Origin of the sequence: Mesorhizobium sp. M0227 (assembly GCF_040321855.1) — a bacterium.
Lineage (GTDB): Bacteria > Pseudomonadota > Alphaproteobacteria > Rhizobiales > Rhizobiaceae > Mesorhizobium.
The window spans coordinates 17,348-43,380 of the sequence record NZ_JAMYSJ010000011.1 but is presented as its reverse complement, the minus strand read 5'-3'; the positions used below and the strand labels follow the sequence as shown (position 1 = coordinate 43,380).

The 26,033-nt window shown below is 63.5% G+C and carries 22 protein-coding genes and 2 pseudogenes; 11 read left to right on the top strand and 13 right to left on the bottom strand.

Annotation, left to right across the window (positions count from 1 at the left end; translation table 11 throughout):
* The first annotated feature begins 168 nt into the window (after positions 1-168).
* Positions 169-1,833, top strand: a complete 1,665-nt coding sequence (locus NKJ00_RS17075; RefSeq protein ID WP_023809671.1) for a Na/Pi cotransporter family protein — start codon at positions 169-171, stop codon at positions 1,831-1,833.
* Positions 1,834-1,977: 144 nt separating this feature from the next.
* Positions 1,978-3,162, top strand: coding sequence for an MFS transporter (locus tag NKJ00_RS17070; RefSeq protein ID WP_023809672.1), 1,185 nt, complete (start codon positions 1,978-1,980; stop codon positions 3,160-3,162).
* Positions 3,163-3,168: 6 nt separating this feature from the next.
* Here NKJ00_RS17070 and NKJ00_RS17065 read toward each other — a convergent pair whose 3' ends face one another.
* Positions 3,169-5,343 carry a heavy metal translocating P-type ATPase gene (locus NKJ00_RS17065; protein ID WP_352630540.1) on the bottom strand — a complete coding sequence of 725 codons (2,175 nt, stop codon included), beginning with the start codon at positions 5,341-5,343 and terminating at the stop codon, positions 3,169-3,171.
* Positions 5,344-5,450: 107 nt separating this feature from the next.
* Between NKJ00_RS17065 and NKJ00_RS17060 the strand changes: the two genes are divergently transcribed.
* The gene (locus NKJ00_RS17060) at positions 5,451-5,867 is read left to right on the top strand and encodes a MerR family transcriptional regulator (protein WP_023809674.1); all 417 of its coding nucleotides are present in this window, start codon (positions 5,451-5,453) and stop codon (positions 5,865-5,867) included.
* An 8-nt stretch (positions 5,868-5,875) separates the two neighbouring features.
* Here the strand turns inward: NKJ00_RS17060 and NKJ00_RS17055 are convergent, their stop codons facing one another.
* Together NKJ00_RS17055 and katG are read right to left on the bottom strand one after the other, a co-directional pair.
* Positions 5,876-6,433 (bottom strand): GNAT family N-acetyltransferase, encoded by a 558-nt coding sequence (locus tag NKJ00_RS17055; RefSeq protein ID WP_352630537.1) that lies wholly within the window; start codon positions 6,431-6,433, stop codon positions 5,876-5,878.
* Between the two features lie 181 nt (positions 6,434-6,614).
* The gene (gene katG / locus NKJ00_RS17050) at positions 6,615-8,822 is read right to left on the bottom strand and encodes a catalase/peroxidase HPI (RefSeq protein ID WP_352630535.1); all 2,208 of its coding nucleotides are present in this window, start codon (positions 8,820-8,822) and stop codon (positions 6,615-6,617) included.
* 264 nt (positions 8,823-9,086) lie between these two features.
* Here katG and NKJ00_RS17045 point away from each other — a divergent pair, with 264 nt between their 5' ends.
* The gene (locus NKJ00_RS17045) at positions 9,087-10,040 is read left to right on the top strand and encodes a hydrogen peroxide-inducible genes activator (protein WP_352630533.1); all 954 of its coding nucleotides are present in this window, start codon (positions 9,087-9,089) and stop codon (positions 10,038-10,040) included.
* 19 nt (positions 10,041-10,059) lie between these two features.
* Here NKJ00_RS17045 and NKJ00_RS17040 read toward each other — a convergent pair.
* Positions 10,060-10,774: pseudogene (locus tag NKJ00_RS17040) on the bottom strand (DNA helicase).
* Between the two features lie 385 nt (positions 10,775-11,159).
* Here NKJ00_RS17040 and NKJ00_RS17035 point away from each other — a divergent pair.
* Complete coding sequence (locus NKJ00_RS17035) at positions 11,160-12,131, top strand: hypothetical protein (protein WP_352630531.1); 972 nt, start codon at positions 11,160-11,162, stop codon at positions 12,129-12,131.
* A gap of 483 nt (positions 12,132-12,614) precedes the next feature.
* Positions 12,615-13,532 carry an NADP-dependent oxidoreductase gene (locus tag NKJ00_RS17030; RefSeq protein ID WP_128305495.1) on the top strand — a complete coding sequence of 306 codons (918 nt, stop codon included), beginning with the start codon at positions 12,615-12,617 and terminating at the stop codon, positions 13,530-13,532.
* A gap of 34 nt (positions 13,533-13,566) precedes the next feature.
* Here NKJ00_RS17030 and NKJ00_RS17025 read toward each other — a convergent pair whose 3' ends face one another.
* Positions 13,567-14,361 (bottom strand): hypothetical protein, encoded by a 795-nt coding sequence (locus tag NKJ00_RS17025; RefSeq protein ID WP_352630528.1) that lies wholly within the window; start codon positions 14,359-14,361, stop codon positions 13,567-13,569.
* A 125-nt stretch (positions 14,362-14,486) separates the two neighbouring features.
* Here NKJ00_RS17025 and NKJ00_RS17020 point away from each other — a divergent pair.
* A pseudogene (locus NKJ00_RS17020) lies at positions 14,487-14,910 on the top strand (DUF2267 domain-containing protein).
* 60 nt (positions 14,911-14,970) lie between these two features.
* Here the strand turns inward: NKJ00_RS17020 and NKJ00_RS17015 are convergent.
* The 3 genes from NKJ00_RS17015 to pcaD form a co-directional block, all read right to left on the bottom strand.
* A complete protein-coding gene (locus NKJ00_RS17015) occupies positions 14,971-15,186 on the bottom strand; it encodes a hypothetical protein (RefSeq protein ID WP_127297496.1) in 216 nt (71 codons plus the stop codon).
* 44 nt (positions 15,187-15,230) lie between these two features.
* On the bottom strand, positions 15,231-15,476 hold the full coding sequence (locus NKJ00_RS17010; protein WP_127297497.1) for a hypothetical protein: 246 nt from the start codon (positions 15,474-15,476) through the stop codon (positions 15,231-15,233).
* Positions 15,477-15,752: 276 nt separating this feature from the next.
* Positions 15,753-16,544 carry a 3-oxoadipate enol-lactonase gene (pcaD, locus tag NKJ00_RS17005; RefSeq protein ID WP_352630526.1) on the bottom strand — a complete coding sequence of 264 codons (792 nt, stop codon included), beginning with the start codon at positions 16,542-16,544 and terminating at the stop codon, positions 15,753-15,755.
* A gap of 102 nt (positions 16,545-16,646) precedes the next feature.
* Between pcaD and NKJ00_RS17000 the strand changes: the two genes are divergently transcribed.
* A complete protein-coding gene (locus tag NKJ00_RS17000) occupies positions 16,647-17,552 on the top strand; it encodes a LysR family transcriptional regulator (RefSeq protein WP_352555725.1) in 906 nt (301 codons plus the stop codon).
* A gap of 108 nt (positions 17,553-17,660) precedes the next feature.
* Here the strand turns inward: NKJ00_RS17000 and NKJ00_RS16995 are convergent, their stop codons facing one another.
* The gene (locus tag NKJ00_RS16995; protein ID WP_352630524.1) at positions 17,661-17,975 is read right to left on the bottom strand and encodes a hypothetical protein; all 315 of its coding nucleotides are present in this window, start codon (positions 17,973-17,975) and stop codon (positions 17,661-17,663) included.
* A 137-nt stretch (positions 17,976-18,112) separates the two neighbouring features.
* Positions 18,113-18,562 carry a GatB/YqeY domain-containing protein gene (locus NKJ00_RS16990; RefSeq protein WP_013530126.1) on the bottom strand — a complete coding sequence of 150 codons (450 nt, stop codon included), beginning with the start codon at positions 18,560-18,562 and terminating at the stop codon, positions 18,113-18,115.
* A 277-nt stretch (positions 18,563-18,839) separates the two neighbouring features.
* Between NKJ00_RS16990 and carA the strand changes: the two genes are divergently transcribed.
* Positions 18,840-20,057 (top strand): glutamine-hydrolyzing carbamoyl-phosphate synthase small subunit, encoded by a 1,218-nt coding sequence (carA, locus tag NKJ00_RS16985; protein WP_352630521.1) that lies wholly within the window; start codon positions 18,840-18,842, stop codon positions 20,055-20,057.
* A gap of 43 nt (positions 20,058-20,100) precedes the next feature.
* Positions 20,101-20,259, top strand: a complete 159-nt coding sequence (locus NKJ00_RS16980; RefSeq protein WP_352630520.1) for a hypothetical protein — start codon at positions 20,101-20,103, stop codon at positions 20,257-20,259.
* 220 nt (positions 20,260-20,479) lie between these two features.
* Here NKJ00_RS16980 and NKJ00_RS16975 read toward each other — a convergent pair whose 3' ends face one another.
* From NKJ00_RS16975 to ypfJ, 3 genes are all read right to left on the bottom strand, one after another.
* The gene (locus NKJ00_RS16975) at positions 20,480-21,400 is read right to left on the bottom strand and encodes an aldo/keto reductase (protein WP_352630518.1); all 921 of its coding nucleotides are present in this window, start codon (positions 21,398-21,400) and stop codon (positions 20,480-20,482) included.
* The gene (locus tag NKJ00_RS16970; protein WP_352630517.1) at positions 21,397-22,662 is read right to left on the bottom strand and encodes a TCR/Tet family MFS transporter; all 1,266 of its coding nucleotides are present in this window, start codon (positions 22,660-22,662) and stop codon (positions 21,397-21,399) included. The genes NKJ00_RS16975 and NKJ00_RS16970 overlap by 4 nt, the downstream gene beginning before the upstream one ends.
* Before the next feature lie 155 nt (positions 22,663-22,817).
* Complete coding sequence (gene ypfJ, locus NKJ00_RS16965) at positions 22,818-23,738, bottom strand: KPN_02809 family neutral zinc metallopeptidase (protein WP_352556107.1); 921 nt, start codon at positions 23,736-23,738, stop codon at positions 22,818-22,820.
* Positions 23,739-23,926: 188 nt separating this feature from the next.
* Between ypfJ and NKJ00_RS16960 the strand changes: the two genes are divergently transcribed.
* On the top strand, positions 23,927-26,026 hold the full coding sequence (locus NKJ00_RS16960; RefSeq protein ID WP_352630516.1) for a hypothetical protein: 2,100 nt from the start codon (positions 23,927-23,929) through the stop codon (positions 26,024-26,026).
* Positions 26,027-26,033: the final 7 nt, after the last annotated feature.

Genomic DNA, 26,033 nt, shown 5'->3' with positions numbered 1-26,033 from the left:
ACCGCCCGTCGCGCTGCAACGGCCCTTGAAATCGACAAGATTTTATTATCCGGCTAAAATATTCGAGTTATTATAAGTCACCGCCATGAACATGATTCGTACCCTCGTTTTCCCTTCTGATCGCCACGCCAAACAGGACGCGCATCCTGTTTGCATGCGGGGGGCGAAATGAGCGGGTCCGTCGTCCTTCTGCATCTGGCCGGCGCCGTGGCGCTGATGCTGTTTGCCACCCGCATGGTGAAGACCGGCGTTGAACGCGCCTATGGCGACGTGCTGCGCCACCGCCTGCGCGCCACCATGCGCAATCCGATCATGGCGGTGCTGGCCGGCACCGGCCTTGCCATCGCCCTGCAGAGTTCCACAGCCGTCACGCTGCTGGTCGGCTCCTTCGCCGGCTCTGGCATCGTCTCGGGCGCCGCGGGCCAATTGGCAGTGCGCGGCGCCGAGATCGGCTCTGCGCTGGTGGTCAAGCTGCTGACCTTCGACCTCACCTTGCTGGTGCCGCTGTGCCTGATCACCGGCACGGTCATGTTCATGGCCACCGAGCGGCGCGACTGGCGCCAGACCGGCCGCATTCTGGTCGGCATCGGCCTTTTGATCCTGTCGCTGGAGATGATCGGCCAGGCGTCTGAGCCGCTGCGCAACAGCCAGCTCATGCCGGTCATCATCAACTACTTCTCGACCGATTCCATCACCGCCTATCTGCTGGCGGCGCTGATCACCTGGCTGTTCCAATCGAGCATCGCGGCGGTGCTGTTGATGGCGACGCTGGCAGGCCGCGGCCTGATCACGCCCGAACTCGGCGTCGTTCTCATCCTTGGCGTCAACCTCGGCTCCTCGATCATCGCGCCGATGCTGACCCGCTCGTCGAGCCCCGAAGTGCGCGTCGTGCCGATCGGCAACCTCCTGATGCGCGGGCTTGGCTCGCTGGTCATGCTGATCCTGGTCATGATCTTCAGGCCGCACTTCGCCTTTCTCGGTTCGACGGCGGCGGACCAGATCGTCAATGCCCACATCCTGTTCAACGTGCTGATCCTGCTCGCCGGCCTGCCGCTGGCAGGGTTCGTCTACCGCGCTTCGGAGAAGATCGTCGCACTTGGCACCAAGCCGGTGCCGGCCGCCTCGCTTGACGTCGTCGAACTGTCCGCGCTCAACGAAAGCGCGCTCGACGTGCCGAGCCAGGCGCTGGCCAATGCCACCCGCGAGGTGGTGCGGGTCTGCGAGACGATCGAGATCATGCTCAAGCGCATCATCGAACTCTATGAAAGTGCCGATGCCGACAAGATCAAGGCGCTAGCCGCACTCGACGACCGCGTCGACCGCAAGCACGCCGCGATCAAGCTCTACCTCGCCAAGTTGACCAGGAACCCGCTGACCGAGGACGAAGCGCTGCGCTGCCAGGAACTGATCGGCGCCTGCGTCAAGCTCGAGCAGGTCGGCGACATCATCGTGCGCAACATGCTGGTGCATGTGAAGAAGAAATTCGAGCGCGGGTTGGAATTCACCGACGAGGGCTGGGCCGAGCTGTGCGCCTTCCATGGCTCGGTGCTGGCCAATGCGCGGCTTGCCTTCAATGTGCTGGTGTCGCGCGATCCCGAGACTGCCCGCCAGTTGGTGCTGGAAAAGGACCAGCTGCGTGACCGCGAGAAGGAAACCAGCGCCAGCCATTTCGTGCGGCTGCGCGACGGCACCGCCAAAAGCGTCGAGACGAGTTCGATTCATCTCGATACCATCCGCGACCTGAAGCAGATCAATTCGCTGCTGGCCTCGATGGCTTATCCGGTGCTCGAAGAGCGCGGTCTGCTCACTGGGTCGCGGTTGAAGGCGAGCTGAGAAGCAGCCGATCTCCCCCACAAGGAGGGAGATTGGCGCTTCACCGCCTCGCTCACTGAAGAAAACCTAAACTCGCGACAAAAATTTCTTCATTGCCCGCAAAGCCCATCCGTGGTTTGAGGCCGTTCCAGCTAAGGCCTTGCCATGTCGCTTCCGCTCATAGCCCTGTTCATTGCCGCTTTTGCCTTCGGCACCACCGAATTCGTCATTGCCGGCGTGCTGCCGCAGGTGGCGCAAGGTCTTGGCGTTTCGGTCCCCTCGGCCGGCTACCTCGTCTCCGGCTATGCAGGCGGCATCGCCATCGGCGGCCCGCTGCTGGCGCTCGCCACCAAGTCGCTGTCACGCAAGAGCCTGCTGCTCGGCCTCGCCATCGCCTTCACCATCGGCCAGGCGGCTTGCGCGCTGGCGCCCGACTTCACCTCGATGCTTCTGTTGCGCATTGCCGTGGCGGTCGCGCATGGCGCCTATTTCGGCGTCGCCATGGTCGTCGCCGTCGGTCTCGTGCGCGAGGACCAGCGCGGCATGGCTGTCGCCGTCATCCTGTCCGGCCTCACCGTCTCCAACGTCATCGGCGTGCCGGCGGGCACCGCGATCGGCAACATCTGGGGCTGGCGCGCCACCTTCTGGGTGATGTGCGCGCTCGGCGTGGCGGCAACGCTGGCCATGGCAGCCCTGTTGCCGCGCACCACCGGATCGTCGGTCAGGCCCGCCGGTTTCGCCCGCGAGGTCCGTGTGCTGGCCCGCCAGCAGGTCTGGACCTCGCTGATCCTGATGCTGATGCTGATGATCGGCCAGTTCGGCCTGTTCACCTACATCACCCCGACACTGCTGGAGGTCACCGGGCTCGACGAGAACCTGGTGCCGTGGGTGCTGCTGCTCAATGGCGTTGGCGCAACGCTCGGCGTCTTCCTCGGCGGCAAGCTCTCCGACTGGAAGCTGATGCCGTCATTGATCACCATGCTGGCCCTGCAGGCGGTGACGCTGGCCGTCATCTACGCCGTCAGCCCCTATCCCTTGCCGATGGTTGTGGCGATCGTCGTCTGGGGCGGCCTCAACTTCGCCATCGGCACACCGATCCAGACCCGCATCCTGGCCTGGACGGCGGACGCCTCGAACCTCGCCTCGTCGCTCATTCCGTCCGGCTTCAATGTCGGCATCGCGCTGGCCGCGTCGTTGGGCGCCGCGATGCTGAACAGCGGCTATGGCTACCGCAGCCTGCCGCTGCTGGGCGCCATCGCCATGCTGGTCGCCGTCGCGGTGGCGCTGGCATCTTATGTCTGGGAAGGGCGCAGCAACGCCACGCCGCCGCTGACGGCTCCGGCGGAATAGACCACTTCACCCGCGCCAGCGCAGCAGGCGCATGGCGTTGGCGGTGACCAGCACGGTGGCGCCGGTGTCGGCCAGAATCGCCGGCCACAGGCCGGTGATGCCGGCAATGGTGGTGACCAGGAACACCGCTTTCAGCCCGAGCGCCACACTGATGTTTTGGCTGATATTGGCCATCACCGCCCGCGACAGCCTCACCATCCGCATGACGTCCGTGATGCGGCCACGCAGGATTGCCGCATCCGAGGTCTCCAGCGCCACATCGGTGCCGCCGCCCATGGCGATTCCGATGTCGGCGGCGGCGAGCGCCGGTGCGTCGTTGATGCCGTCGCCGACCTTGGCGACCTTCAGCCCTTCGCGCTGCAATTCGCCGATGATGCGCTGCTTGTCCTGAGGCAACAGCTCCGCCCGCGCCTCGATGCCGAGCGAAGCGGCAATGGCTTCGGCCGTGCGGCGATTGTCGCCGGTCAGCATGATCGTGCGGATGCCTTCGGCCTTCAGCGCCGCAATGCCGACCGCCGCATCCGGTCGCGGCTCGTCACGCAGGGCGATCAGCCCTGCCACCACGCCGTCGGCGACCAGCACCGAGACGGTCTTGCCCTGCCCGTTGAGGCTGTCGACGGCAAGGCGCTGCACTTGCGTCATGTCGGCGCGTTCGTCCGCCGCCGGACCGGAGCCGAGGAAGACGGCGACGCCACCGACGCTGCCCTCGACACCTTTGCCCGAGATCGCCTTCGCCGCCAGAGCCGGCGGCACCGGCGCACCATCAGCCTTGGCCCTGTCGAGGATCGCCATGGCCAGCGGATGGCTGGAACCCTGCTCGAGCGCTGCCGCCAGCGCCAGCACGGTGCGTTCATCGCGGCCATAGGCCATGATGTCGGTCACCACGGGCCTGCCCGCGGTCAGCGTGCCGGTCTTGTCGAAGGCCACCGCCGTGATCCGGCGAAACCCTTCCAGCACCGCACCACCTTTCATCAACAGGCCACCCCGCGCGCCGGTCGCAAGGCCAGCGGCGATTGCTGCCGGCGTCGAGATGACGAGCGCGCAGGGGCAACCGATCAGCAGGATCGCCAAGCCCTTGTAGATCCATTCGTTCCAGTCGCCGCCAATGAGCAGCGGCGGCAACAGGGCAACCAGCGCGCCGACCGCCAGCACCGCCGGGGTGTAGTATCTTGAGAAGCGGTCTATGAAGCGTTCAGTCGGAGCCTTGGCTTCCTGGGCCTCCTCCACAAGCCGCACGACCCGGGCGATGGTGTTGTCAGACGCGGCAGCCGTCACGCGAACCCTGAGCACGCCGTCGGTGCTGACGGTACCGGCGAAGACGGGCTCTCCAGTGCCCTTGCGCTTGGGCGTGCTCTCGCCGGTCACCGGCGCCTCGTCGATTTCGCTCGACCCCTCGATGATCTCGCCATCGGCCGGAATGCGGTCGCCCGGCCGCACCAGGATGATGTCGCCGACGCCGAGCCGTTCGGCAGGAACTTCCGATGTGCCGCTCGCGCGTTCGACCAAGGCCGTCTTCGGCACCAGATCGGCAAGTCTCTGGATGCTCGCCCGCGCCCGGCCGGCTGCGACACCTTCCAGAAGTTCACCGATCAGGAACAGCACCACCACGGCGGCGGCTTCTTCCGTAGCCCCGATCATCACGGCGCCTATCGCCGCGATGGTCATCAGCATCTCGATCGAGAACGGCGTGCCGGCCAATGCCGCCATCAGCGCTCGCCGTGCGATCGGCACCAGGCCGACCAGCAGGGCGGCAAGGAAGACCCAGCGCTCGGCCGCAGGAAGAAGATGGCCGATGCCGTAGGCGGCGAGAAGCGCTGCCGCGCAGGCCAGCGTCAGCACAGCACGGCGGGAGCGCCACCACGCCTGCCCCGGCGCCGCATCGCTGTGATCATGATCAGCATGATCATGATCCTTGGCCACTGAAGCACGCCCATCGGCCCCGCCTTCCGCCTTGACGATGCCGTAGCCCAGCCGCGCCACCTGCCGCAGCACCTTGTCGTCGTTGAGCCAACCGCTGTGGCTGACCGTCATGCTGGCGCCGGTCACCGAAACCGAGACATCGGCGACGCCGTCGAGACGACGCACCGCCGTATCGATCTTGGCCGCGCAGGAGGCGCAGTCAATGCCGCCGATCTTGAACCGTGTCTGCCCGATCGTTTCCTGCTTGAGCGGCGTCGTCATCACATTACCTGCCTGTCTTGCCCGCGCGGCGTCGCCGCATGGGTCTTGAATGCTGATGTCAGGCACTATAATTGCTCTAGTCACTAGAGCTTCAAGGGGAAAATTTCATGTTTTCGATCGGTGATCTCTCGCGTCGCACCGGGGTCAAGGTGCCGACAATCCGCTATTATGAGCAGATGGGCCTTGTCGCCGCACCCGAGCGTTCGGAAGGCAACCAGCGCCGCTATTCCAGGCAGGAGCTGGAGCGGCTGGCCTTCATCCGCCACGCCCGCGACCTCGGCTTCGCCGTTGACGACATCCGCTCCCTGATCGACTTGAGCGGCCACCCCGAGCAGCCCTGCGGCCACGCCGACAAGATCGCCGAGGAGCAACTGATCTCGGTGCGGGAAAAGATTGCCCAGTTGAAGCGACTCGAGGCCGAGCTCGAACGCATCGCCACGTGCTGCAATGGCCAGACGGTCGGCGACTGCTACGTCATCCGCGCGCTGTCGGATCATGCGCTGTGCGCCGATGAGCATGGTTGAGACACATCCTACAGCTCGATCCGGAACCGCAAGCTTTCCGCCCCGCCATAGGCGGCGTCCTCGAAGAAGCGTTCGACGAGCTTGCCGCCATTGGCCAGGATCACCTTGTGCGAGGCCGGATTGCCCGGCTTGGCGGTGATCTCGACGTGAGCCAGGCCGACCGCCCTCGCCTCGTCCAGCATCAGCCGCAGCGCCTCGGTGGCGTAGCCGCGCCGCCGCTTCCACGGCACCACCGAATAGCCGATATGGCCGAGCACATGCGGCGGCAGTTCCGCCGTGCCCTTCTGCCAGCGAAAGCCGATCGAGCCCGACGCCTCGCCATCCCAGATCCAGCGGCGGAAGCCCGGCAGGCGCGGCACTTTTTTGCCGTCGGGCAAGCTGATCGGGCCGCCCTTGGCCTGGGGATTGTCGAGGTCGGCAAGAAAGGCCACGGGATCCTTTTCGATGGCCGCGAGCTGCCCGCGCGTCGCTTCCATCAGCCGCACATTGTCCGGTGACCAGCCGCGCTCGAGCGCCACCTTGTAGGATGGCAGATGTTCAAGCGCGGGTTTGACGATTTCGATCATGGTGCACCGGCGGAGACGCTACGCCGATAAATAGCAGCATTGCCCGGCAAGGCACGGTCCACCAAGGAGCAGCCTCTTACGACAAGGCCGCGTTTCCATCGCTGGAAACGCGGCCCCGATCTTATGTCCTTGGGAGGACTGGAGCTCCAGCGCAGGCGCGCGGGAGTACCCTTATGCGAAGTCAGGCGATGTCGAAGCGGTCGGCGTTCATCACCTTGGTCCATGCCGCCACGAAATCCCTGGCGAATTTCTGGCTTGCATCCGCGGAGCCATAGACCTCGGCAAGCGCACGCAACTGGGCGTGCGAGCCGAAGATCAGATCGGCACGGGTGCCGGTCCACCTGACCGCCTTGGTCTTGCGGTCGCGCGCCTCGTACACCTCTTCCGAACCCGGAACAGAGCCGGCGGCCGGATCCCAGACCGTGTTCATGCTGAGCAGATTGACGAAGAAGTCGTTGGTCAAAGTGCCCGGCCTGTCGGTGAACACGCCGTGCTTCGATCCGCCGGTATTGGCGCCGAGCACGCGCAGACCGCCGACCAGCACTGTCAATTCCGGCGCGGTCAACGCCAGCAACTGCGCCCGGTCGACCAGCATGGCCTCGACCGACATCGGCTGCTTGCCCCTGACGTAATTGCGGAAGCCGTCGACCTTTGGCTCGAGCGCGGCAAAGGAATGCACGTCCGTTTGCTCCTGCGAGGCGTCCATGCGGCCTGGCGTGAACGGCACCTTCACCTCATGGCCTCCGTCCGTCGCGGCTTTCTCGACCGCGGCAACGCCGCCGAGAACGATGAGGTCGGCCAGCGAGATCTTTTTCGCGCCGGTCTGTGCCGCGTTGAACTCCTTCTGGATGGCTTCCAGCTTCGCCAGCACCTTCGACAGTTCCGCCGGCTGGTTGACTTCCCAATCCTTCTGCGGCGCCAGTCGGATACGTGCACCGTTGGCGCCACCGCGCTTGTCGGAATTGCGGAACGTCGAGGCCGAAGCCCAGGCGGTCGAAACCAGCTCGGAAACCGACAGGCCCGATGCCAGGATCTTCGCCTTCAGCGAGGCGATGTCCTGCTCGCCGACCAGTTCATGGTCGACCGCCGGGATCGGGTCCTGCCAGATCAGCTCTTCCTTCGGCACGAGCGGGCCGAGATAGCGGGCGACCGGACCCATGTCGCGATGGGTCAGCTTGTACCAGGCGCGGGCGAAGGCGTCGGCGAATTGCTCCGGATGCTCGTGGAAGCGCCGCGACACCTTTTCGTAGGCAGGATCTACCCGCAGCGCGAGATCGGTGGTCAGCATCGCCGGCGCGCGGCGCTTTGACGGATCGTGCGCATCCGGAACGGTGCCGGCCCCGGCGCCACCCCTTGGCGTCCACTGATGGGCGCCGGCCGGGCTCTTGGTCAGTTCCCAGTCGAAGCCGAACAGATTGTCGAAGAAATTGTTGCTCCACTTGGTCGGCGTCGTGGTCCAGGTCACTTCGAGGCCCGAGGTGATGGCGTCGCCGGCAATGCCGGAAGCATGCTTGCTCGACCAGCCGAGGCCTTGCGCCTCGATGCTCGAGCCCTCTGGCTCCGCGCCAACCAACGACGCATCGCCGGCACCGTGCGTCTTGCCGAAGGTGTGACCACCGGCGATCAGCGCCACGGTCTCCTCGTCATTCATGGCCATGCGGGCGAAGGTCTCGCGAATGTCGCGGGCCGAGGCCAGCGGATCCGGCGTGCCGTTCGGCCCTTCCGGATTGACGTAGATCAACCCCATCTGCACGGCGCCGAGATGGCCGCGAAGTTCACGGTCGCCGGAATAGCGCTTGTCGTCGAGCCACTTGGTTTCCGAACCCCAGTCGACGTCCTGCTCGGGCTCCCAGACGTCAGCGCGGCCGCCGGCGAAGCCGAAGGTCTTGAAACCCATCGATTCCAGCGCGACGTTGCCGGTGAGGATCAGCAGGTCGGCCCAGGAGATCTTGCGCCCATATTTCTGCTTGACCGGCCACAGCAGCCGGCGCGCCTTGTCGAGATTGGCATTGTCCGGCCAGCTGTTGAGCGGAGCAAAACGCTGCTGGCCTGCCCCGGCGCCGCCACGGCCATCGCCGATGCGGTAAGTGCCGGCACTGTGCCAGGCCATGCGGATGAACAGTGGCCCGTAATGGCCGAAGTCGGCCGGCCACCAATCCTGCGAATCCGTCATCACCTGGTGCAGGTCCTTGATCACCGCATCGAGATCGAGCGACTTGAATTCCTCGGCATAGTCGAACTCTTCGCCCATCGGATCCGAAAGGTTCGATTGCTGGTGGAGAACGCCAAGATCGAGTTGGTTGGGCCACCAGTCACGGTTGCTCCTGCTGGAGGATCCGTGTGCAACGGGGCATTTGCCGGCGCTGGGATCATCGGTCTGTGCGTCCATGTTCTTCTCCGATCGTGGCTGTGTTGAGCTGTTCAACTGCTGCGTGAACAGGGACATAGAAATGTCCCTGGAGGCGGTCCGTTTCATGGCTGGCGCGATGACCATATGCCCGATACGCGACCGAATATGTTGGATGTCCTGTTGCTGCCGGCATGCGCCTCACCAGGCGGTCCCGGCTGCTCCTCATCTTCGTTGCGACTCGTATAGCAAAGCCGCCTGATTAATTTAAGTTGGATTTCCTGATTACAGCGATAAGATGACATTATGACAAACCTGACGCTGAAGCAGTTGCGTTATTTCGAGGCGCTGGCGCGGCACAATCATTTCGGCCGCGCCGCCGATGCCTGCGCGATCTCGCAGCCCGCCATCTCGGTGCAGATCCGGGAGTTGGAGGAAACGCTTGGCACGGCGCTTTTCCAAAGAGGCCCACGCCAGGTCCGGCTGACCAATTTCGGCGAGGAATTCGCCTTGCGCGTCCGCGACATCCTGCGCTCGGTGGACGAGCTGACGGATCTGGCCCGCGCCTCGCGCGACCGGCTGGTGGGACGGTTGCGCATCGGGGTGATCCCGACGATCGCACCCTACCTTCTGCCTGCCATCATCGGCAACCTGGCCCGCATGCATGACGGGCTCGATATCCACGTGCGCGAAACGCAGACGCAGAAGCTGATCCAGGAACTGGCCGACGGCCGGCTCGATGCCGCCATCGTCGCCTTGCCGGTATCGGAAGCGTCGCTGACGGAAATCGTGCTGTTTGCCGAGAACTTCGTGCTGGTCCGACCCGGCGAGGATGAGGGAAAGCCGGTGCCCAACCGCGAAATGCTGCGCGAGATGCGGCTGCTCCTGCTCGAGGAAGGCCATTGTTTTCGCGACCAGGCGCTGTCGTTCTGCAACATGCATTCGGTGCGCCCAAGGGAGTTGCTGGACGGCAGCTCGCTGTCGACCCTGGTGCAGATGGTCGGCGCCGGCGTCGGCGTCACCTTGATCCCCGAAATGGCCGTGCCGGTGGAGACGCGCTCGGCGGCGGTCTCTATCGCCCATTTCGCCAACCCCCAACCGTCGCGGACGATCGGCATGATCTGGCGCAAGACAAGCCCGATCGCCAAACAGCTGCTGCTTATATCCGAAGTGGTTCGCCAGGCCGCCGAAGCATTGCGCGCGCAGCACAGTTCGGCATTGCTTGCGCAGCCTCTGAATCTACCGGCAGCGGCCCAATGAAGGCTGGCTGACCGGATCGTCAGCCTGCCGCGTGGAACCGGATTTCGCCCTTGTTCAGGAAGCAGGTCTTGTCGAACAGCGACAGGTCCAGAGGGTTCGGCAACCGCACATCGCCGATATCGGGACATCGCTTCTTCAATGGATCGTATGACCGATCGATCTGCGAGATGAAGACGAGGATCAATCCCCTCTCGCGCGCCAAGACCTTCAGCGTGCGAACCTGCGCCATCAGGTCCGGGTTTTCCCGCTTCTGGTCGAGCAGTTGCAGATAGTCGATCACCACCAGCGTACCGCGTGCCGCCGAGCCCAGTGCCTTGACGATATAGTCGGCGCTGATGGCGTCGGAATTGTCGAACACGAACCGGTCGTTGAACCGTGCAGGGTCCGTCCCGATGGCGCGAAACCGGTCCAGCACATCCCGCTGCGTATACTCCAGCGTGAAGAACACACCGCGATGGCCTGATTTCATGGCTTCGATTGCGAGTTCGAGGCTCATCAGCGTCTTGCCGTGGCCGGGTCGTGCACCCACCAGAACGAGATCGCCGGGCGCAAGTTGCGCAAACAGTATGCCGGCAGGGCGCCGCCTCGGCTGCCTTGGCTGCAAGCAGACTCCAACTGGCGAAGCCTTCCTGTGCTGCAACACGATCAAGCGCTTCGTGGAGCGGAATCTTGCCCTCGCGGGACAACAGCCTGGCTTGACGCTTCAGATGGTAAACGGGCGCGGACAGCTTCATTGCAAAACCTCCTGGTGCGAGCCGTTTTCGCAACCCCTCCTTATGCCAAGTGCTCGAACAGTCGGTTCGGTGATGAGAGTGCCCTGCATGAACGATGCTTTCCCGGCGGAGGGAGGAGGCGTGGGCTGCGCCAGAATCAGATGATAGCTCAATCCGTGCTGATCGAAAATCGCGGACATTCAAAGATGCGGGGAAGCCCGCGCGCAAGCCTGGAGCCAGCATCCCGGCGTAGGAGCGTTTGCGCGCGTCGACCTCCTTCATGGCTCTTCGTGCGGGTGCGCTAAACAAGATGTGTTTCCGCTTGATAATGCGAGGCGATCTATGATCGATTCTCGCGGCAATACCGCAGGGAATCGCAAAACGCTTCGACAGGAGAATTGATCCGGTGCGGTTGAGATCTGTTCCTCTGGGTGTCGTCGCCAGCCTTCTCGTCGTCATCGCCGTGGCGGTATCGGCCCGATCCTTTGCCGCACCATCTGCCGTTCCAGCCTGGCTGCAGGCTCATGTTGGCGACAGCGACGGCCAGATCTCACAAATTGTCCTCGAACGAGCCCGCGCGCTTTACCGGAAGAAGGTTGCGCAAGGTGCCGTCAAGAACCCCTGCTACTTCGCCATGGATGCGACACGCCCCAGCGATCTAGGCGACGGCGTTCTGGGACGCCGCTATTACGTCATCTGCGAAGCCAGCCAGTCGTTTCGCGCGATTTCGTCCGGTCATGGCAGCGGCCGTAATTTGAAAGGCGTTGTCGATTTTTCAAATGGCAGGCGGTGCGCGAAGAATTTCGGCAATGCGATGGATTCGTCGTTAACGGCCGGCGGCGCGTATATGACCAGAGAAGCGAAAACCTCGTTCAAGGGCTACTACCGCACCGGTGCGAAGCAGGACGCGGTTTTCCAGCGCACCTTCATCCAGTTCGACGGCGAAGGCGAGGCCGCGAACGCCAGGCAGCGGGTGATCGGCGGCCATGCCGCCCAGGTGCTGCACGGCCTTTGCCTGCGCAAAAACCCGAACAGCTCGCACGCCGACCATGACGGCTTCGTGCCGTTCGGCAAGCTGGTGGACTATGCCGGCGGCCGCAGCAATGGCTGCACCAGCTGGTCGCCGGCGGATGCGCGGCAGATCATCCCGATGGTCAAGGACAATCCGACGACGCTCTATATCTACCCGGAATCGCGCGACATCGCCGCGGTCGCCAACCATTCACAGCCGGGCGCCTACTGGAACACGTCCTGCCTGAAGGAAATCGGCACACCGAAATTCTGGCCGCGAAAGACCCTCGAGCCGATCATCGCCCAATACAGGAAGGATCACCCGGCACCACCGCCGCAGCCGCTGCCGATCTGCGAAGCGTCTTGAAGTCCGCATCGCACCGCCGCGCCGCTTTATGTTCGGCGTGCGAACCGCATTGATCGGCAGCCCTGCGACCCACCATCAATGATTTCAATCCGATCTCCAGGCCAGCGCGCCGGTAGCTCCGGTGCCCCGCCTCTCCTCCTCGATGTCGCAACTCGAAACAGCTGTGTGCATAAGGCCGGATGGATCAAGACTGGCTGAATGCTCTGGCCGAGGAAAGAATTTCCGGCACCACGTTCAGCCGATTGTGGTGGTTGGAACCAACGGCCTGCTACCCAGTTAGAAGGCCAGCAAGTCTGGTTGCAGCCTTGCCGCCATATGAATCAGAACCCGCCGACGCAGTCTACGGCCTAGCAGGATGCCGTCCTTGCGGCGGCGTTGCCCGGCTGGGAAGCCGGTGTGGCTGCCTCCGCAACCTGGGCTGCACAGCCGCTGACGACATGCAGACACCGTCGCCGACAGCCAAACAATAGGAGGTATGCCGACATGAAAGCAGTCCGCATCCACGCTTTTGGCGGACCTGAGGTCCTTTCGATCGATCAAGTCCCCTCGCCTCAGCCGCTTGACGACGAGGTTGTGCTCAGGGTCCGCGCCGCAAGCGTCAATCCGATCGACTACAAGACCCGCGAAGGGTCGGTGAGCGAAACCCTGCCGATCACGCTCGGGCGCGACGTGTCCGGCACGGTGGAAATATGCGGTACGCGGGCGCATACGTTGAAGAAGGGCGACCCGTTATTTGCGATGCTTGGTCATGACCGGGGCGGCAATGCCGAATATGTCGTGGTCAAGGCGACGGAGGCGGCTGCGAAACCGGATCGTCTAAGCCATGTCGAAGCCGCGGCGGTGCCGCTTGCCGGCATCACTGCATGGCAGGGCCTTTTCGACCATGGCGGCCTCAAATCCGGGCAACGGGTTCTCATCCATGGCGGCGCCGGCGGCGTCGGTCATCTGGCGATCCAACTGGCCAAGGCCGCGGGCGCGTTCGTCGCGACAACCGTTTCCGCCGAGGACGTCGTTTTCGTGCGTGAGCTTGGCGCCGATCAGACGGTCGACTACAAGAATCAGCGTTTCGAAGAGGTCGTCAATGCGGTCGACCTGGTGTTCGACCTTATCGCGGGCGACACGCAGGACCGTTCCTGGGATGTGCTCAAGCCAGGCGGGACGCTCGTTTCCACTCTTTCCCAACCGTCGCAGGAAAAGGCAAACTTGCGTCGGGCGCGTGGCGTCTCCTATCTGGCCGAGCCGAATGCGGCGCACCTTGCCGAGATCGGCCGCCTCATCGACGCCGGCAAGGTCACCCCCTTCGTGCTAGCCACCTACCCTCTTGGAGAGGTCGCCAAAGCGGAAGAACGGCTGGAAAATGAGCATGTGCGTGGCAAGATCGTGCTTGAGGTTTCCGCCTAGCGAGTTGGTGCTTCTGCAGTCCCTCTCGAACGGGTTATCCGATCCGCGCCTCGCCGTCGCTGTCCGGCAGGTTCGGAAACAGCACCTTCAGCTTGTGCTCCGCGCTTGCCCAACTGCGCGTGTGATGTTGCCAGAGGCACCAATTGCTCACCGCAAAGGCTAGAATGCCAACAGTCACGGCAAGACTGACTGTCGAGCCAATGACAACCTTGAGCATCACGCCGGCAAAGACACCGGCGATGGCACCGTTGACGACATTCACCATTCCTGCGGTTCCGGCGAACGCTTGCCAGGGCCTTGGCTTGAGGCCGACATCGGCCAGCAGAGCCGTTTGGTTGTCATGAGTGGAGTGAACCAGATAGCGCGCCATCGAGGGAGTAAGCTCGGTGTAGTAGTGCCTGATGCGTGCCATGCCGCGGGCGTGGACCATGTCTTCGATGGCCACCTGCACAGCCCTGACGAATGTCACCAGCCCGATGAAGTAGAGGCATGGCAACAGGATCAGGCTGAACAGCATGAAAGGAAGCCCCATCCTTGTCACCTGGGCGACGAAGGCAAGGGCGATCGTGGCGCTGGATACCGACGTCAGGAACAAATTTGCGCGCTGATTCGCCTCCTGAATCGTCGCCGCCCTGGCGGTCCCCAGCACCAAATGCTCCGTGGTCATCATCTGCAGGAGTTGCTGCCGGTTCTCGCCTTCATCGGTTTTTGTCTTCCTTGCAGGCATCGCAAAAACCTGTTGCGGGACGCGCTCCCCCCACCCAATCAACTCCTCAAAGCCGCCCACCCAAGGAACGAACTGCTTCGGAAGGGGTTCCAGCGCAACCAAGAGCGGTTCCGTGATCCCGGAGCAGAGCCGGATCACAGACCGAGGCAATTTTGTAGACAGATAGCGAAACGATTGTCCCCAAGCATCGTTTCGAAACCAGACATGAATTTGATGAGGAGGCGATGATGAGCGCTACCGGTTTGGATGTTTTTGACAGGACGCTGCAGACGACCAACATTTGGCTCGACGAGATCATGGACGATCATGGTCCGGATCGGCGGGGGCGTGGTCTTACGGACCGTAAGGGACAGGCTGCAGATCGGGCTTGCGGCCAAACTTGGGGCGGAACTGCCGATCCTGGTGCGCGGCGCCTATTACGACCACTACCGGCCCGCAGCCGAGCCGGACAAAACGCGCTCCCTTGAAAACTTCTCGCAGCACATCGGCGAGGAATTGAAATCGATCCGCCCCGTCGATCCCGAGGAGGCGGCACGCTCGGTGTTCCGAGTTCTTGCACGGCATATTGATCTGGGCCAGTCGGCCAAGGTGCGCGATGCGCTGCCGAAGGAAATCCAGGCGCTCTGGCCCGAGAGCCTCGGCGTCAAATAGCGACGGCAACGACTCTGACGGCCTCCGAGCGGCGCGCCGAGGCTGGCGTCCAGCAGGGCGTCAGTCCCGTAAACGGTTGGCGGCATGATCCTGATGCTGCTCTGTCGCGACCTGCCTGGAGTCCAAACCGCGTTCTTTGGAATGCTGTGCCTTGTCGCGATTGGACAGTACCTTGTTTTCTTCGAGCTTGTCCTTTGGCGTTACGGTCATGGCGCCTGTCCCGGAACCTTTTCCCTGTGAACCCGCTCCAATGTGTTTCTTGCCGCCGTGTGCCATGGCTGCCTCCAATCTATCCAAATGTTTCCAGGATCGGTGCTCATCTAGTCGTCAGGACGGTTTTTGTGATGGACGCTTTCCTGATTTTTGCCGCGAAGGATGTTGCGGTCGTCCGGATCGACGAGGTCCGGTGTGTCGGTCCTCATGTCCGATCCCTTGCGCAGCGCTTCGCGTTCCGCCGCTGATCGTTTCAGATCCGCCTCTGCATCGAAATCCTCGCCCGCGTTCTTTGTGTTTTCCCGCTCTTCAATGATGCGAATTTGTTGATCGTGGGTTTTGCGTCCAGTCATCGTTTCCTCCGGCGTGTTCGTGTTGGCGCTCGAAAGTCACCGGCCGCCTCAAAGGTCGGGTCACGGCGTGTTGAGCCTGCCCTCGTGCTGATAATGGCGAGGTGACGGGATCGTTCCGAAAGGCGTCGAACAAGCTTTTCGCCGGATGGCTCGGTTCGGACCGCCGCTCACGTTGACGCAGGGCTCCGGCTGCCGCCCCTCTTCTGAACCATGGCCTCCTTCGAACGTTCGGCGACCACCGGACTGGCGCCGGACGCCTTTCCGTCGCGCTCCAGCTCAGCGCAGGAAATCGACCACAGCCTGGATGAACTCTGCCGGATACTCAATGTTCGACAGATGGACCGCGGGCAGCACGACCAGCTCCGCGCCGGGCACCGCCGCGGCAATCATCTCGCCGTGGCTGGCTGCTGTCACCGTGTCATGCCGACCGGCGATCACCAGCGTCGGTCGCGGTATCAGTGCTACGGTACGGCGAAGATCGGCGTCGCGAACCGCCGCGAACAGGCCCGCCAGGCCTTGCCGGTCGATAGCCAGCAGCATGGTGCGAAACTCTTCGACCACGGGCTCGTTGGCGGCAACCATCGACGCGGGGAACCAGTTGCTCAGGAACGTCTCGGCGGTTTCCGACATGTCCGGTGCCTGCCGCACCGCGGCAATCCGCTCGTCGAAATAGCTTGCCGGCGAGAGATGAGACGAGGTGTTGCTCAGGATCAGCCGGTCGATCCGCTCGGGCGCGTGGATGCCGAGCCACTGCGCGACGAACCCGCCAAGCGACAGGCCAAGGAAATGTACGCGTTGCAGGTCGAGCGCGTCGAGCAGTTCGATGACGTCGCGGCCAAGCCGGTCGAGCGAGTAGGCGCCGACAGGAACGCTCGATCCGCCATGGCCGCGAAAATCGTAGCGCAGAATACGGAAATGCTTCGACAACTCGCCAACCTGCCTGTCCCACATGTGCAGCGTGGTGCCGATGGAATTCGATAGCACCAGCACCGGCTTGCTTGCCTCGCCGTCGAAGCGGTAGGCGATGCGCGTGCCGTCGCCCGTCGTGACGAAATTCAGCTTGTTCATGATGAAAATTCCTTCTGGAACGTTTGAATGAGGCCAAACGTAGCCGAGGGATAATTTTGTTGATATTACAAAGATGGGACAATCTTTGTAATAAAAACCGACATGACCGAATTTACTCTCCACGACCTTCAATGCTTCGATGCGGTGATTCGCACCGGCGGCTTTCAGCCTGCGGCGGCCGTGCTGCATCGCTCGCATCCGGCGGTGTTCGCTGCCGTCGCCAAGCTGGAGCGACAGCTCGACCTTTGCCTCCTGGACCGCAGCGGCTATCGCGTGCGTGCGACCGAGGCAGGGCTGTCGTTCCACCGCCGAGCGCTATCGCTGCTGCGCGAGCTGGATGGTTTGCGCGTCCATGCCGCCCAGTTGGCGATGGGTGAGGAAAGCGAGATCCACGTGGTGATAGGCGACCTGTGCCCGCGCCCGCATGTGCTGGGCATGCTCGGGCGGTTCTTCGCACAGTGCCCCGGCACCCGCCTGCATCTGCATTTCGAAGCGGTCGGCGGCCCATGGGAGCGTCTATTCGATGACGAAGCCGATCTGATCCTGCACTGGGTCGACAAGGGCGATGCGCGGGTGGAATGGGTCGATCTGTGCAAGGTGTCCTTCATTCCCGTGGTGGCGCCGGGCTTTCTGCCCGAGCGTATCGAGCAGCCGATCACCCTGGACCAGATGCAGGCACTCACCCAATGCGTCATGCGCGACAGCGCCCGCCATTCGCCACAACAAAACTATTCGCTGATCGAAGGCGCGCCGCAATGCCTCGTCGCCGACCAGGGCATGAAGAAGGAGATAATCCTGCAGGGCCTTGGCTGGGGCCACCTGCCCCGCTTCCTGATCGAGGAAGAACTGCATGACGGGCGCCTGCAATCCATTGCCGGCCGCCATCTGCCGGGCCGCACCGACGAACTGGTGGTGGCCCGGCGCCGCGACCGGCCGCATGGGCCGATCGCCAACCGGCTGTGGGATCATATCCAGCAGGAAGCGCCGGCATTGCGCCGTGCATTGTAGCCGAGGAGGCCCGGACAGATACGACCAACCAGTCGCGAAAGGCGCAAGTGTAAATCGGTCGTTAATGACCGGCCGTGCAATGCTAGGACCTCGGGTCCCGTCCAGCGATCACTTCTTGACATACGCTCCAGGCTGGCGGCCGCTCTTCGGAGCCTTGGCGTCCTTTGAACGCTCCGCGATAGCGGGGCCGGCCCCGGACGTCTTTTCGGTTGCGGCGCTCGGCGTGCCTTGCCTTGGCGGGTTTTGTCCGTCCGACTGGCGGGTTCGGTCTTCCACTTCGCCCATCCGGCGGGTGAGCCCGATGCCGCCGGCGGGCTTCTTGTTGGCGGCCGCATCCTGGGAGAATTCATCGGAAGCGTCGGCATCGGTCTTTGCCGGATATTTCGTCGCGCCGGTTTCGTAGCGGGTTTCGTTCTCAGTCATGACATCTCTCCAGTTGCATGACGGATAAACATCTCGGCGGTATCCGAGTTCCAATTCCTGGACTTCGATTCCGGACGGATCTGGGTTCCCGGAAGAGCCGCCCGGTCGGCCACCCAAGCGACGAGATGAGCAGCACCCTACTGCAGCAGACCCTTGACGATGCCGCTCGCCTTGCCGAAATCCATCTGGCCGGCATATTTCTGCTTCAGTGCGGCAATCACCTTGCCCATGTCCTTCTGGCTGGCCGCACCGGTCGCGGCGATCGCCTCGCGCGCCGCAGCCGTCACCGCCGCATCGTCCAACTGCGTCGGCAGGAAGGTGCGGATGATCTCCATCTCGCCGCGCTCCTGCGCGGCGAGTTCCGGCCGTTTGCCGTCGTCGAAGGCTTTGGCCGATTCCTCGCGCTGCTTCACCATCTTGGCCAGGATCTGCAGGATCTCCTCATCGCTGGCCGGCTCCTTGCCCGAACCGCGATTGGCGATGTCGCGGTCGTGAATGGCCGCCTGGATCAGCCGCAATGTCGGCAGCCGATGCTTGTCCTGCGCCTTCATCGCGCTCTTCAGGGATTCGGCGATTTTGCCGCGCATGGTGCATTCTCCTTCGATCGGCGCGGACAATAGCGCCGGGGGCGAGCCAAGGCAAACCCAGATATGCCGGGGCAAGCCGCTGATTTTGCTAGGCGAAATAAAACATGGCGGCATTTCGCATGATCATTGACCGCTCTGCCCCCTTCCCCTATGTACTGGGCCTTGCATGAACGGAAATTTGACTGCGTGGAGGCCGCGAAATCGCCGCTTCGCGCCGTTTGCCGCGCAGATGGCCCGCCGGGCCTATGGAAGCGCGCAGCCCGATAGGAGTGCCGCCATGGCCGAGATGACCGCCGCCTCGACGCCCGCCTGGACCACTGAAAAGCCGACTGCCCTTCTGGTTCTGGCCGACGGCACCGTCATCGAAGGTCGCGGTCTCGGCGCCACCGGCTCCGCCGTCGCCGAAGTCTGCTTCAACACGGCGCTGACCGGCTACCAGGAAATCCTCACAGACCCCTCCTATGCCGGCCAGATCGTCACCTTCACCTTCCCGCATATCGGCAACATCGGCACCAATGACGAGGACATCGAGGACCTCAATCCCGCCGCCCGCGCCGGTGCCGTCGGCGCCGTGTTCAAGGCCGATGTCACCAACCCGTCCAACTATCGCGCCGGCACCGGTCTCGACCAGTGGCTGAAGAAGCGCGGCATCGTCGCCCTGTCGGGCATCGACACCCGCGCGCTCACCGCGCTGATCCGTGAAAAGGGCATGCCCAACGCCGTCATCGCGCATGCGCCCGATGGCGTGTTCGACCTCGACGATCTGAAGCGCCGCGCCGCCGCATGGTCGGGGCTGATCGGGCTTGACCTTGCCAAGGAAGTCACCTCGGGCCAGTCCTCGGTCTGGCGCGAGACGCCCTGGGTGTGGAACGAAGGCTTTGGCGAGCAGACCGAGCCGACAATGCATGTCGTTGCCATCGACTACGGCGTCAAGCGCAACATATTGCGCCTGCTCGCCGGCCTCGGCGCCAAGGTCACCGTGGTGCCGGCCAAGACCGGCGTTGAAGAAATCCTCGCCATGCAGCCGGACGGCATCTTCCTCTCCAACGGCCCCGGCGACCCGGAAGCCACCGGTGACTATGCCGTACCGGTCATCCGGGATCTGTTGAAGACCGACATCCCGGTGTTCGGCATCTGCCTCGGCCACCAGATGCTGGCACTGGCGTTGGGTGGCAAGACCGCCAAGATGCACCAGGGCCATCACGGCGCCAACCATCCGGTCAAGGACCACACCACCGGCAAGGTCGAGATCGTCTCGATGAACCACGGCTTTGCCGTCGATGCCGACTCGCTGCCATCAGGCGTCGAGGAAACCCACGTCTCGCTATTCGACGGTTCGAACTGCGGCATCACGCTGACCGGCCGACCGGTGTTCTCGGTCCAGCATCACCCCGAAGCCTCCCCCGGCCCGCAGGATTCGCACTACCTGTTCCGCCGCTTCGTCAATTTGATCCGCGAAAAGCGCGGCGAGGAATTGCTGGCTGAACGGGCTTAGCGGACCGCGCGCAACAGCCCGGCGTAGTTTTGGGGGCAAAGACATGCGCAAGAATAAGAACCTGCATGCCACCGAAGAAGCCCTCGAAGACGCCGCGGATGTAGCGACCTACGACGAACGGAAGGCCGTGCTCGAAACCGAAGAAACTCTGCCTGCTGACGTGACCAGGGACATTTTGCGGGGCCGGCTCACGCACGACTAATTGGCGCAGATCAATATTCGGCATTCCAAGTGAATGAATTGAGCACCAGATCCTCGACGAGGAAGCTTTGACCCTTCGAAGGCAAATCGCGTGACTTCGACATTTGGCTGAGACCTGCCTCCGGTCGAGGGCTTCGGCCAATATCCATGGAACAACAGTCCGCTAAAGCGAATGATGGATAGTGCCACCGGCAGACCTCCAAGCAGCACGAATGCCACCCCTACGCCACCGGCCGGCCTTCGCTGGCTTCCGGGATGGCGAACCATTGCTGGCGGTCGAGGCTGATCTCCAACGCCTTGACCATGGCGGCCAGCCGTTCCGGCTTCATCGAACCCAGCACCGGCACCAATCGGGCCGGATGGCGCAGTAGCCAGGCGATCGCGACGGCAGCCAGATCGCCGGCGCCGATCTCGGCGGCCACCGCAGCAAGCGCTGCCCGCACCCGCGCCTCGCGCCCCTCCTTGCCGGTGAACAGCGAGCCGCCGCCGAGCGGCGACCAGATCATCGGCGCATAGGCAAGGCGCTGCGCGTGGTCCAGGCTGCCGTCGGTCAATGCGGCCGTTTTCAGCACCGACATTTCGATCTGGTTGGTGACGAGGGCGAACGGCAACCGTGAGGCCAGCAGATCGAACTGCGACGGCGTGAAGTTGGAGACGCCGACCGCCCTCACCTTGCCAGATGTGACCAGCTTGGCAAGAGCTGCCGCCGTCTCGTCGGCATCCGTCAGCGGGTCGGGCCGGTGCAGCAGCAACAGGTCGATATAGTCGGTGCCGAGATTGGCAAGCGACCGCTCCACCGACGCAACAATATGGCCGGCACCGGTATCGTAGTGCTTCAGCCGGTTGTCCGGCCGGTTTGGCGACTTCAGCATGATATCGCATTTCGAGATCAGCTCGATGCTGTCGCGCTTGCCTTCCCAGCGCGCCAATCCCGCACCGAAGGCCGCTTCCACCTCGTAGTTCCCATAGATGTCGGCATGATCGAAGCTGGTCAGGCCGAGATCGACGGCGGTGCCGATCAGCCGTGCGACCTGATCGGCATCCGGGCGGGCGGCGCTGTCGAGCAGACGCGAGGCGCCGAAGACCAACCGCGACACCGACAGTCCGTCCCGGGTGAGCGCAATGCGGCTGTCATGGCTCACACCTGCGCTCCATCTTCGGCAACGCCGGTGGTCACATTCGTGCGTGCTACGGGCCGCGCCACTTTGGTGACGAAGACGATGACCGCCAGCGTCAGGAAGCACGCGCCGACCAGGTAGGGAGCACCGCCGAAGGTCACCGGCGCGCTTGGCCCGGTGAACCACGAAAAGATCGCCGTATAGAGCAGCGGCGTGATGATCGAGGTGATCGAGAAGATCGAGGTCATCGCCCCCTGCAATTCGCCTTGCGCCGAAGGCGGCACCTTGGCGGCGGCGAGGCTCCTCAGCGGCGGATCGGCCAGCGCTTCCAGGCAGCCGACGACGATCACCGCATAGATCATCCAGCCTTGCGACGCGAAGGCGTAGCCGAAGGCGCTGGCTGCCGTGAATGTCAGGCCGATGACCGCCGTCTTCCACTCGCCAAGCCTCGGGATCACGCGCGGCAGCACCGTCGCCATGACGATCGCACCGCACAGGCCGAAGGCGCCGAGCGAGAAGCCGATCTGCTGCTCGCTCCAGCCATAGCGATAGCTGGAGACGAACGACCAGACCGCCGGATACATCATGTGCCCGAGCGTCATCAGGAAGAAGGTGAGCCCGATCCAGCCGATGCCTTGATATTGGCGCATCTGGAGCAGCGTGCCCACCGGGTTGGCGCGTTTCCACTCGAAGCGGCGGCGATGCTTGTCATCGAGCGTTTCCGGCAGGAAAAACAACGCAATCAGGAAGTTCACGAAGGCAAGCCCGGCGGCGAAATAGAACGGCACGCGCGGTCCGAATGTGCCGAGCAGCCCGCCCAGCACCGGCCCGATGACGAAGCCGACGCCGAACGCAATGCCGAGCAGGCCGAAATTCTTCGCCCGGTTCTCATCGTTCGAGATGTCGGCGATGAAGGCGGATGTCGTCGAATAGCTGGCGCCCGAAATGCCGGCCAGCACACGGCCGATGAACAGCATCGGGTAGGACCAGGCGACGGCACAGATCAGATTGTCGATGGAAAAGGTCAGCACCGAGGCGAGCAGGATCGGGCGGCGTCCGAACCGGTCGCTCAAGCCGCCCATGATCGGCGCGAAGACGAACTGCATCGCCGCATAGACGAAGAACAGCCAGCCGCCTTCGATCGCCGCGCCGCTGATGCTGACCCCGGTCAATTCCCTGAGATAGGCCGGCAGCACCGGCATGATCATGCCGAAGCCGATAATGTCGAGCAGCAGCGTGGTGAAGACGAGCGCAAGGCCCCGTCTGGCGGTTTTGGGGTCGATCATGCAGGATCAAGCTCCTCTGCTCGCCCTCAGGCGCAGGCGGACGCACTTATAGGCGAGCCCGCCGCAAGGAACAATGTGGGAACAGGCTGATTCTATTCATCCTGACACCCCCTGACGGCAACATCGCCGGCAGGTGAAGCTCGAAAACGATCTCGTCAGATCGGCCCACTCAGCGTGTTGCACTCCGACAGCTTGCCGCTCTTGTAACCGCGCGCCAGCCAGGTCTGCCGCTGCTGCGAGGTGCCGTGGTTGAAGCTTTCCGGCACAACATAGCCTTGCGTCTTCTTCTGCAGCGTGTCGTCGCCGATCTGCTTGGCGGCGTTCAGCGCGCTCTCCATGTCGCCCTGCTCCAATATGCCTTTCTGCCCGGTGTAATGCGCCCATACGCCGGCAAAGCAGTCGGCCTGAAGCTCGATTCGCACCGACATCTGGTTGGCTTCGACCTCGCCCATGCTTTGCCGCATCTGGTTGAACTTGGACATGATGCCGGTCAGGTTCTGCACGTGGTGGCCGACCTCATGCGCAATCACATAGGCGCGGGCGAATTCGCCCGAGGCGCCGAACTGCTGGTCGAGCTGCTGGAAGAAGGTCATGTCGAGATAGACCTTGTGGTCGCCGGGACAATAGAACGGTCCGGCCGCCGCGGAGGCAAAGCCGCAGGCCGAACGGACCTGGCCGGAAAACAGCACCAGTTTCGGATCCTCGTAGGTTAGGCCCTGAGATTTGAAGATGCCGGACCAGGTGTCCTCGGTCTCGGCCAGCACGGTGGCCACGAACTGCTTCATCTCGTCATTGGCCGGTGTGGCACCGTTGTCCTGTCCGCTGTTGTCGGTGATCTGGCCGCCGCCGCCCGGCAGCAGGCCGCCGTCGCCGCCACCCAGGATCGTCGACGGATCGAAGCCGAAATACCATCCGGCCAGCACCACCAGGATGACGAGGAAGATGCTGCCGCCGCCACCGGTGCGGCCGCCGATCGGAATGCGGAACTGGCCACCGCCGCCGCCGAGTCCGCCACCGCCGCTGTCGCTGCGGTCGTCCTCGATATTGTCACTCTGACGACGGCCCTTCCAGAGCATGGCAACTCCTCGTGCAGCAACTTCCCCGTTGTTCCGGGGCAACAAACAATTATCCCAATGGTTGCGCCAAGTCACAGCATTTTTCGATGGCCTTTTTGGCCATACGGGTCGCCTTGCGGCCAAGTTCGTTGCGGCGAGCGGCTCGGCGTTGCAATCGTCCCCATGGCCGAGACTATCGAAGACCGTTAATGTCCGTTTCTCTGGGAAGCGAGGGGCGCTTGCGGACGATCGGCCAATTCCTGCTGTTGCTGACGGCATTGACTTGTTTCGGCATCGGGTCCGCCCGTGCCGCCACGCTCGATTCCAGCGTTGCCGTCACCGATCCCGCCACCTTGCAGGCGCTGGAGCGTGGTGGCCTGTCGATCAGCCGCCTGCTGGGCCCGGCACTCGGCCTCACCCGCGAGGTCGACAATCGCGGCCTGTTTTCGGTGCCGGCGCTGGCCACGGTGCGCGACACAGTCAAGCGGCAGATAGCCGACGAGCCGAAGACCAGCCCCGATCCCTATGTTGCTGCCATGGCGAAGTCGAAGGACACCAGCCAGAAATTCAATCCGAAATACATCGATGACGACGGCTCGACGCTGGACCTGACCGGCGTCGTCAACCGCATGGACCGCGGCTATCTCGGCCACACCGAATGCGGCGAAATCCGGCTGATCTACCGTTTCCACTATTCGGTCGCGGAAAAGCCTGTGAAGGGAAAGGCGGGCCAGCGCATTTCCTCGCGCCTGCCGCTGACCATGAGCCTGGTGTTCAACGCCAAACCCAGGCAGGCACAAGCGCGCGCCTCGAAGGACCTGCCAAGCGCCACTGACGTGTCCTGCGCCGATGTTGCCCAGCGCTGGCTGGCAGCTGGAAAAAAAGACCTGCCACCCGACCAGCTTGCCGCCTGGCTGCGCTCCGACGAAGGGCCGCTGTCAGGCACCATGCTGAATTCGTCGCAGATCATGCGGCTCGAACTCAACATGCAGGTGCTCAGGCTGTCGGCCTCGACGCGGCGCGATTTCGGCGGCCATGCCGAATATCTCCTGAAGATCTTCAAATGGGATCCGGCTGCGTCCAGCTTCTATGAAGCGAAGATGGAAAACCAGATCGACCGCGCCATTGTGCTGGCCGACAAGCCGTCCTTCGCCAAATGGCTGCTCACCGACCGCAACATCTACGATCTGGATCATGGCCGGCTGGTCATCGACGAAAAATTCCTTGCCAGGAGCGCCGTCTCCGTCGCACCCGGCGGCCTCAGCCGGTCGCAGAACAACATTGCCTACGGGCTGGTCGACGACGCCGACATCGACAAGGCGCTGAAGGACTATGTCGCCAAAGGCAACACACTCTCGACCATCAAGTCGGTGGCCGGCTTCGACTTGCGGCTCAACGAGATGAGCTGCACCGGCTGCCACCAGACGCATGGCATTGCCGGCTTCCACTACACCGGCGCCGATCCGGCGAGCGAGCCGCGCCGCAACGCCGTCTTTGTGCCGGGTTCGGCCGTCTTTTTCGCCGACCTGCCGCGCCGCCGCGCCATCGTCGAGCAGTTCGCTGCCGGCGGCCATCCGGACTTTACGCGCGGCTTCGCCGCCCGTCCCGACGCGAAATATGCCGAGGCGCTGAAAGGCACCGACCTCTACAACGGCTGGGGCTCGATCTGCTATCGCGGCGAGGACCCAAGCTTCAAGGACTGGATCTGCGGCACCGGCCTGCGCTGCGCCGGCGTCCATGAAAGCGCCATCCATCCGGGCTTCGGCACCTGCGTCAGCGAGGCGGGCACGGCAGTCGGTGACCCCGTCGAGTTCGGCGAGATCAGGATGTCGAGCTGGGGTAGCGACCAGTATTGCCGCCTGTCTCCCGCCACCGACAAGGCTTGCGCCATCGACCCGGCAAGGGACAAGAAACCCGTGGTCAAGCTCGCCGGCTATGGCGCCGCGCGCCAGCGCTACGACAATCCTCAGCAGAAGACCGGCGGCTTTCCCGGCGGCATGCTGCGCAAGGCAAGCTGCGAAAAACTTCCCGACGAGGCGACGTGCGGGCGTCTGGCCAAGACCGGCTTCAACGACTGCATCGCGTCGGGCAAGGACCACAAATTCTGCACGAAGGAGTTCACCAAGACCGCCGGCCTGCGCGCCTGCGACAAGGCCCATCCCTGCCGCGAGGACTATATCTGCACCGCAGGCTACGACGATCTCGCGGAAGCAAAAGCCGGCAAGGGCACCTGCATCCCGCCCTATTTCATCTTCCAGTTCCGCGTCGACGGCCACCCGCGCAGCTGGGTACAGGATACGCAGGAATGAGCCGGCG

Excerpts from the sequence above, each read along its gene's own strand:
- NKJ00_RS17075 (WP_023809671.1), top strand. The coding sequence starts at position 169 with ATGAGCGGGTCCGTCGTCCTTCTGCATCTGGCCGGCGCCGTGGCGCTG.
- NKJ00_RS17070 (WP_023809672.1), top strand. The coding sequence starts at position 1,978 with ATGTCGCTTCCGCTCATAGCCCTGTTCATTGCCGCTTTTGCCTTCGGC.
- NKJ00_RS17065 (WP_352630540.1), bottom strand. The coding sequence starts at position 5,343 with ATGACGACGCCGCTCAAGCAGGAAACGATCGGGCAGACACGGTTCAAG.
- NKJ00_RS17060 (WP_023809674.1), top strand. The coding sequence starts at position 5,451 with ATGTTTTCGATCGGTGATCTCTCGCGTCGCACCGGGGTCAAGGTGCCG.
- NKJ00_RS17055 (WP_352630537.1), bottom strand. The coding sequence starts at position 6,433 with ATGATCGAAATCGTCAAACCCGCGCTTGAACATCTGCCATCCTACAAG.
- katG (WP_352630535.1), bottom strand. The coding sequence starts at position 8,822 with ATGGACGCACAGACCGATGATCCCAGCGCCGGCAAATGCCCCGTTGCA.
- NKJ00_RS17045 (WP_352630533.1), top strand. The coding sequence starts at position 9,087 with ATGACAAACCTGACGCTGAAGCAGTTGCGTTATTTCGAGGCGCTGGCG.
- NKJ00_RS17030 (WP_128305495.1), top strand. The coding sequence starts at position 12,615 with ATGAAAGCAGTCCGCATCCACGCTTTTGGCGGACCTGAGGTCCTTTCG.
- NKJ00_RS17015 (WP_127297496.1), bottom strand. The coding sequence starts at position 15,186 with ATGGCACACGGCGGCAAGAAACACATTGGAGCGGGTTCACAGGGAAAA.
- NKJ00_RS17010 (WP_127297497.1), bottom strand. The coding sequence starts at position 15,476 with ATGACTGGACGCAAAACCCACGATCAACAAATTCGCATCATTGAAGAG.
- pcaD (WP_352630526.1), bottom strand. The coding sequence starts at position 16,544 with ATGAACAAGCTGAATTTCGTCACGACGGGCGACGGCACGCGCATCGCC.
- NKJ00_RS17000 (WP_352555725.1), top strand. The coding sequence starts at position 16,647 with ATGACCGAATTTACTCTCCACGACCTTCAATGCTTCGATGCGGTGATT.
- NKJ00_RS16995 (WP_352630524.1), bottom strand. The coding sequence starts at position 17,975 with ATGACTGAGAACGAAACCCGCTACGAAACCGGCGCGACGAAATATCCG.
- NKJ00_RS16990 (WP_013530126.1), bottom strand. The coding sequence starts at position 18,562 with ATGCGCGGCAAAATCGCCGAATCCCTGAAGAGCGCGATGAAGGCGCAG.
- carA (WP_352630521.1), top strand. The coding sequence starts at position 18,840 with ATGGCCGAGATGACCGCCGCCTCGACGCCCGCCTGGACCACTGAAAAG.
- NKJ00_RS16980 (WP_352630520.1), top strand. The coding sequence starts at position 20,101 with ATGCGCAAGAATAAGAACCTGCATGCCACCGAAGAAGCCCTCGAAGAC.
- NKJ00_RS16970 (WP_352630517.1), bottom strand. The coding sequence starts at position 22,662 with ATGATCGACCCCAAAACCGCCAGACGGGGCCTTGCGCTCGTCTTCACC.
- ypfJ (WP_352556107.1), bottom strand. The coding sequence starts at position 23,738 with ATGCTCTGGAAGGGCCGTCGTCAGAGTGACAATATCGAGGACGACCGC.
- NKJ00_RS16960 (WP_352630516.1), top strand. The coding sequence starts at position 23,927 with ATGTCCGTTTCTCTGGGAAGCGAGGGGCGCTTGCGGACGATCGGCCAA.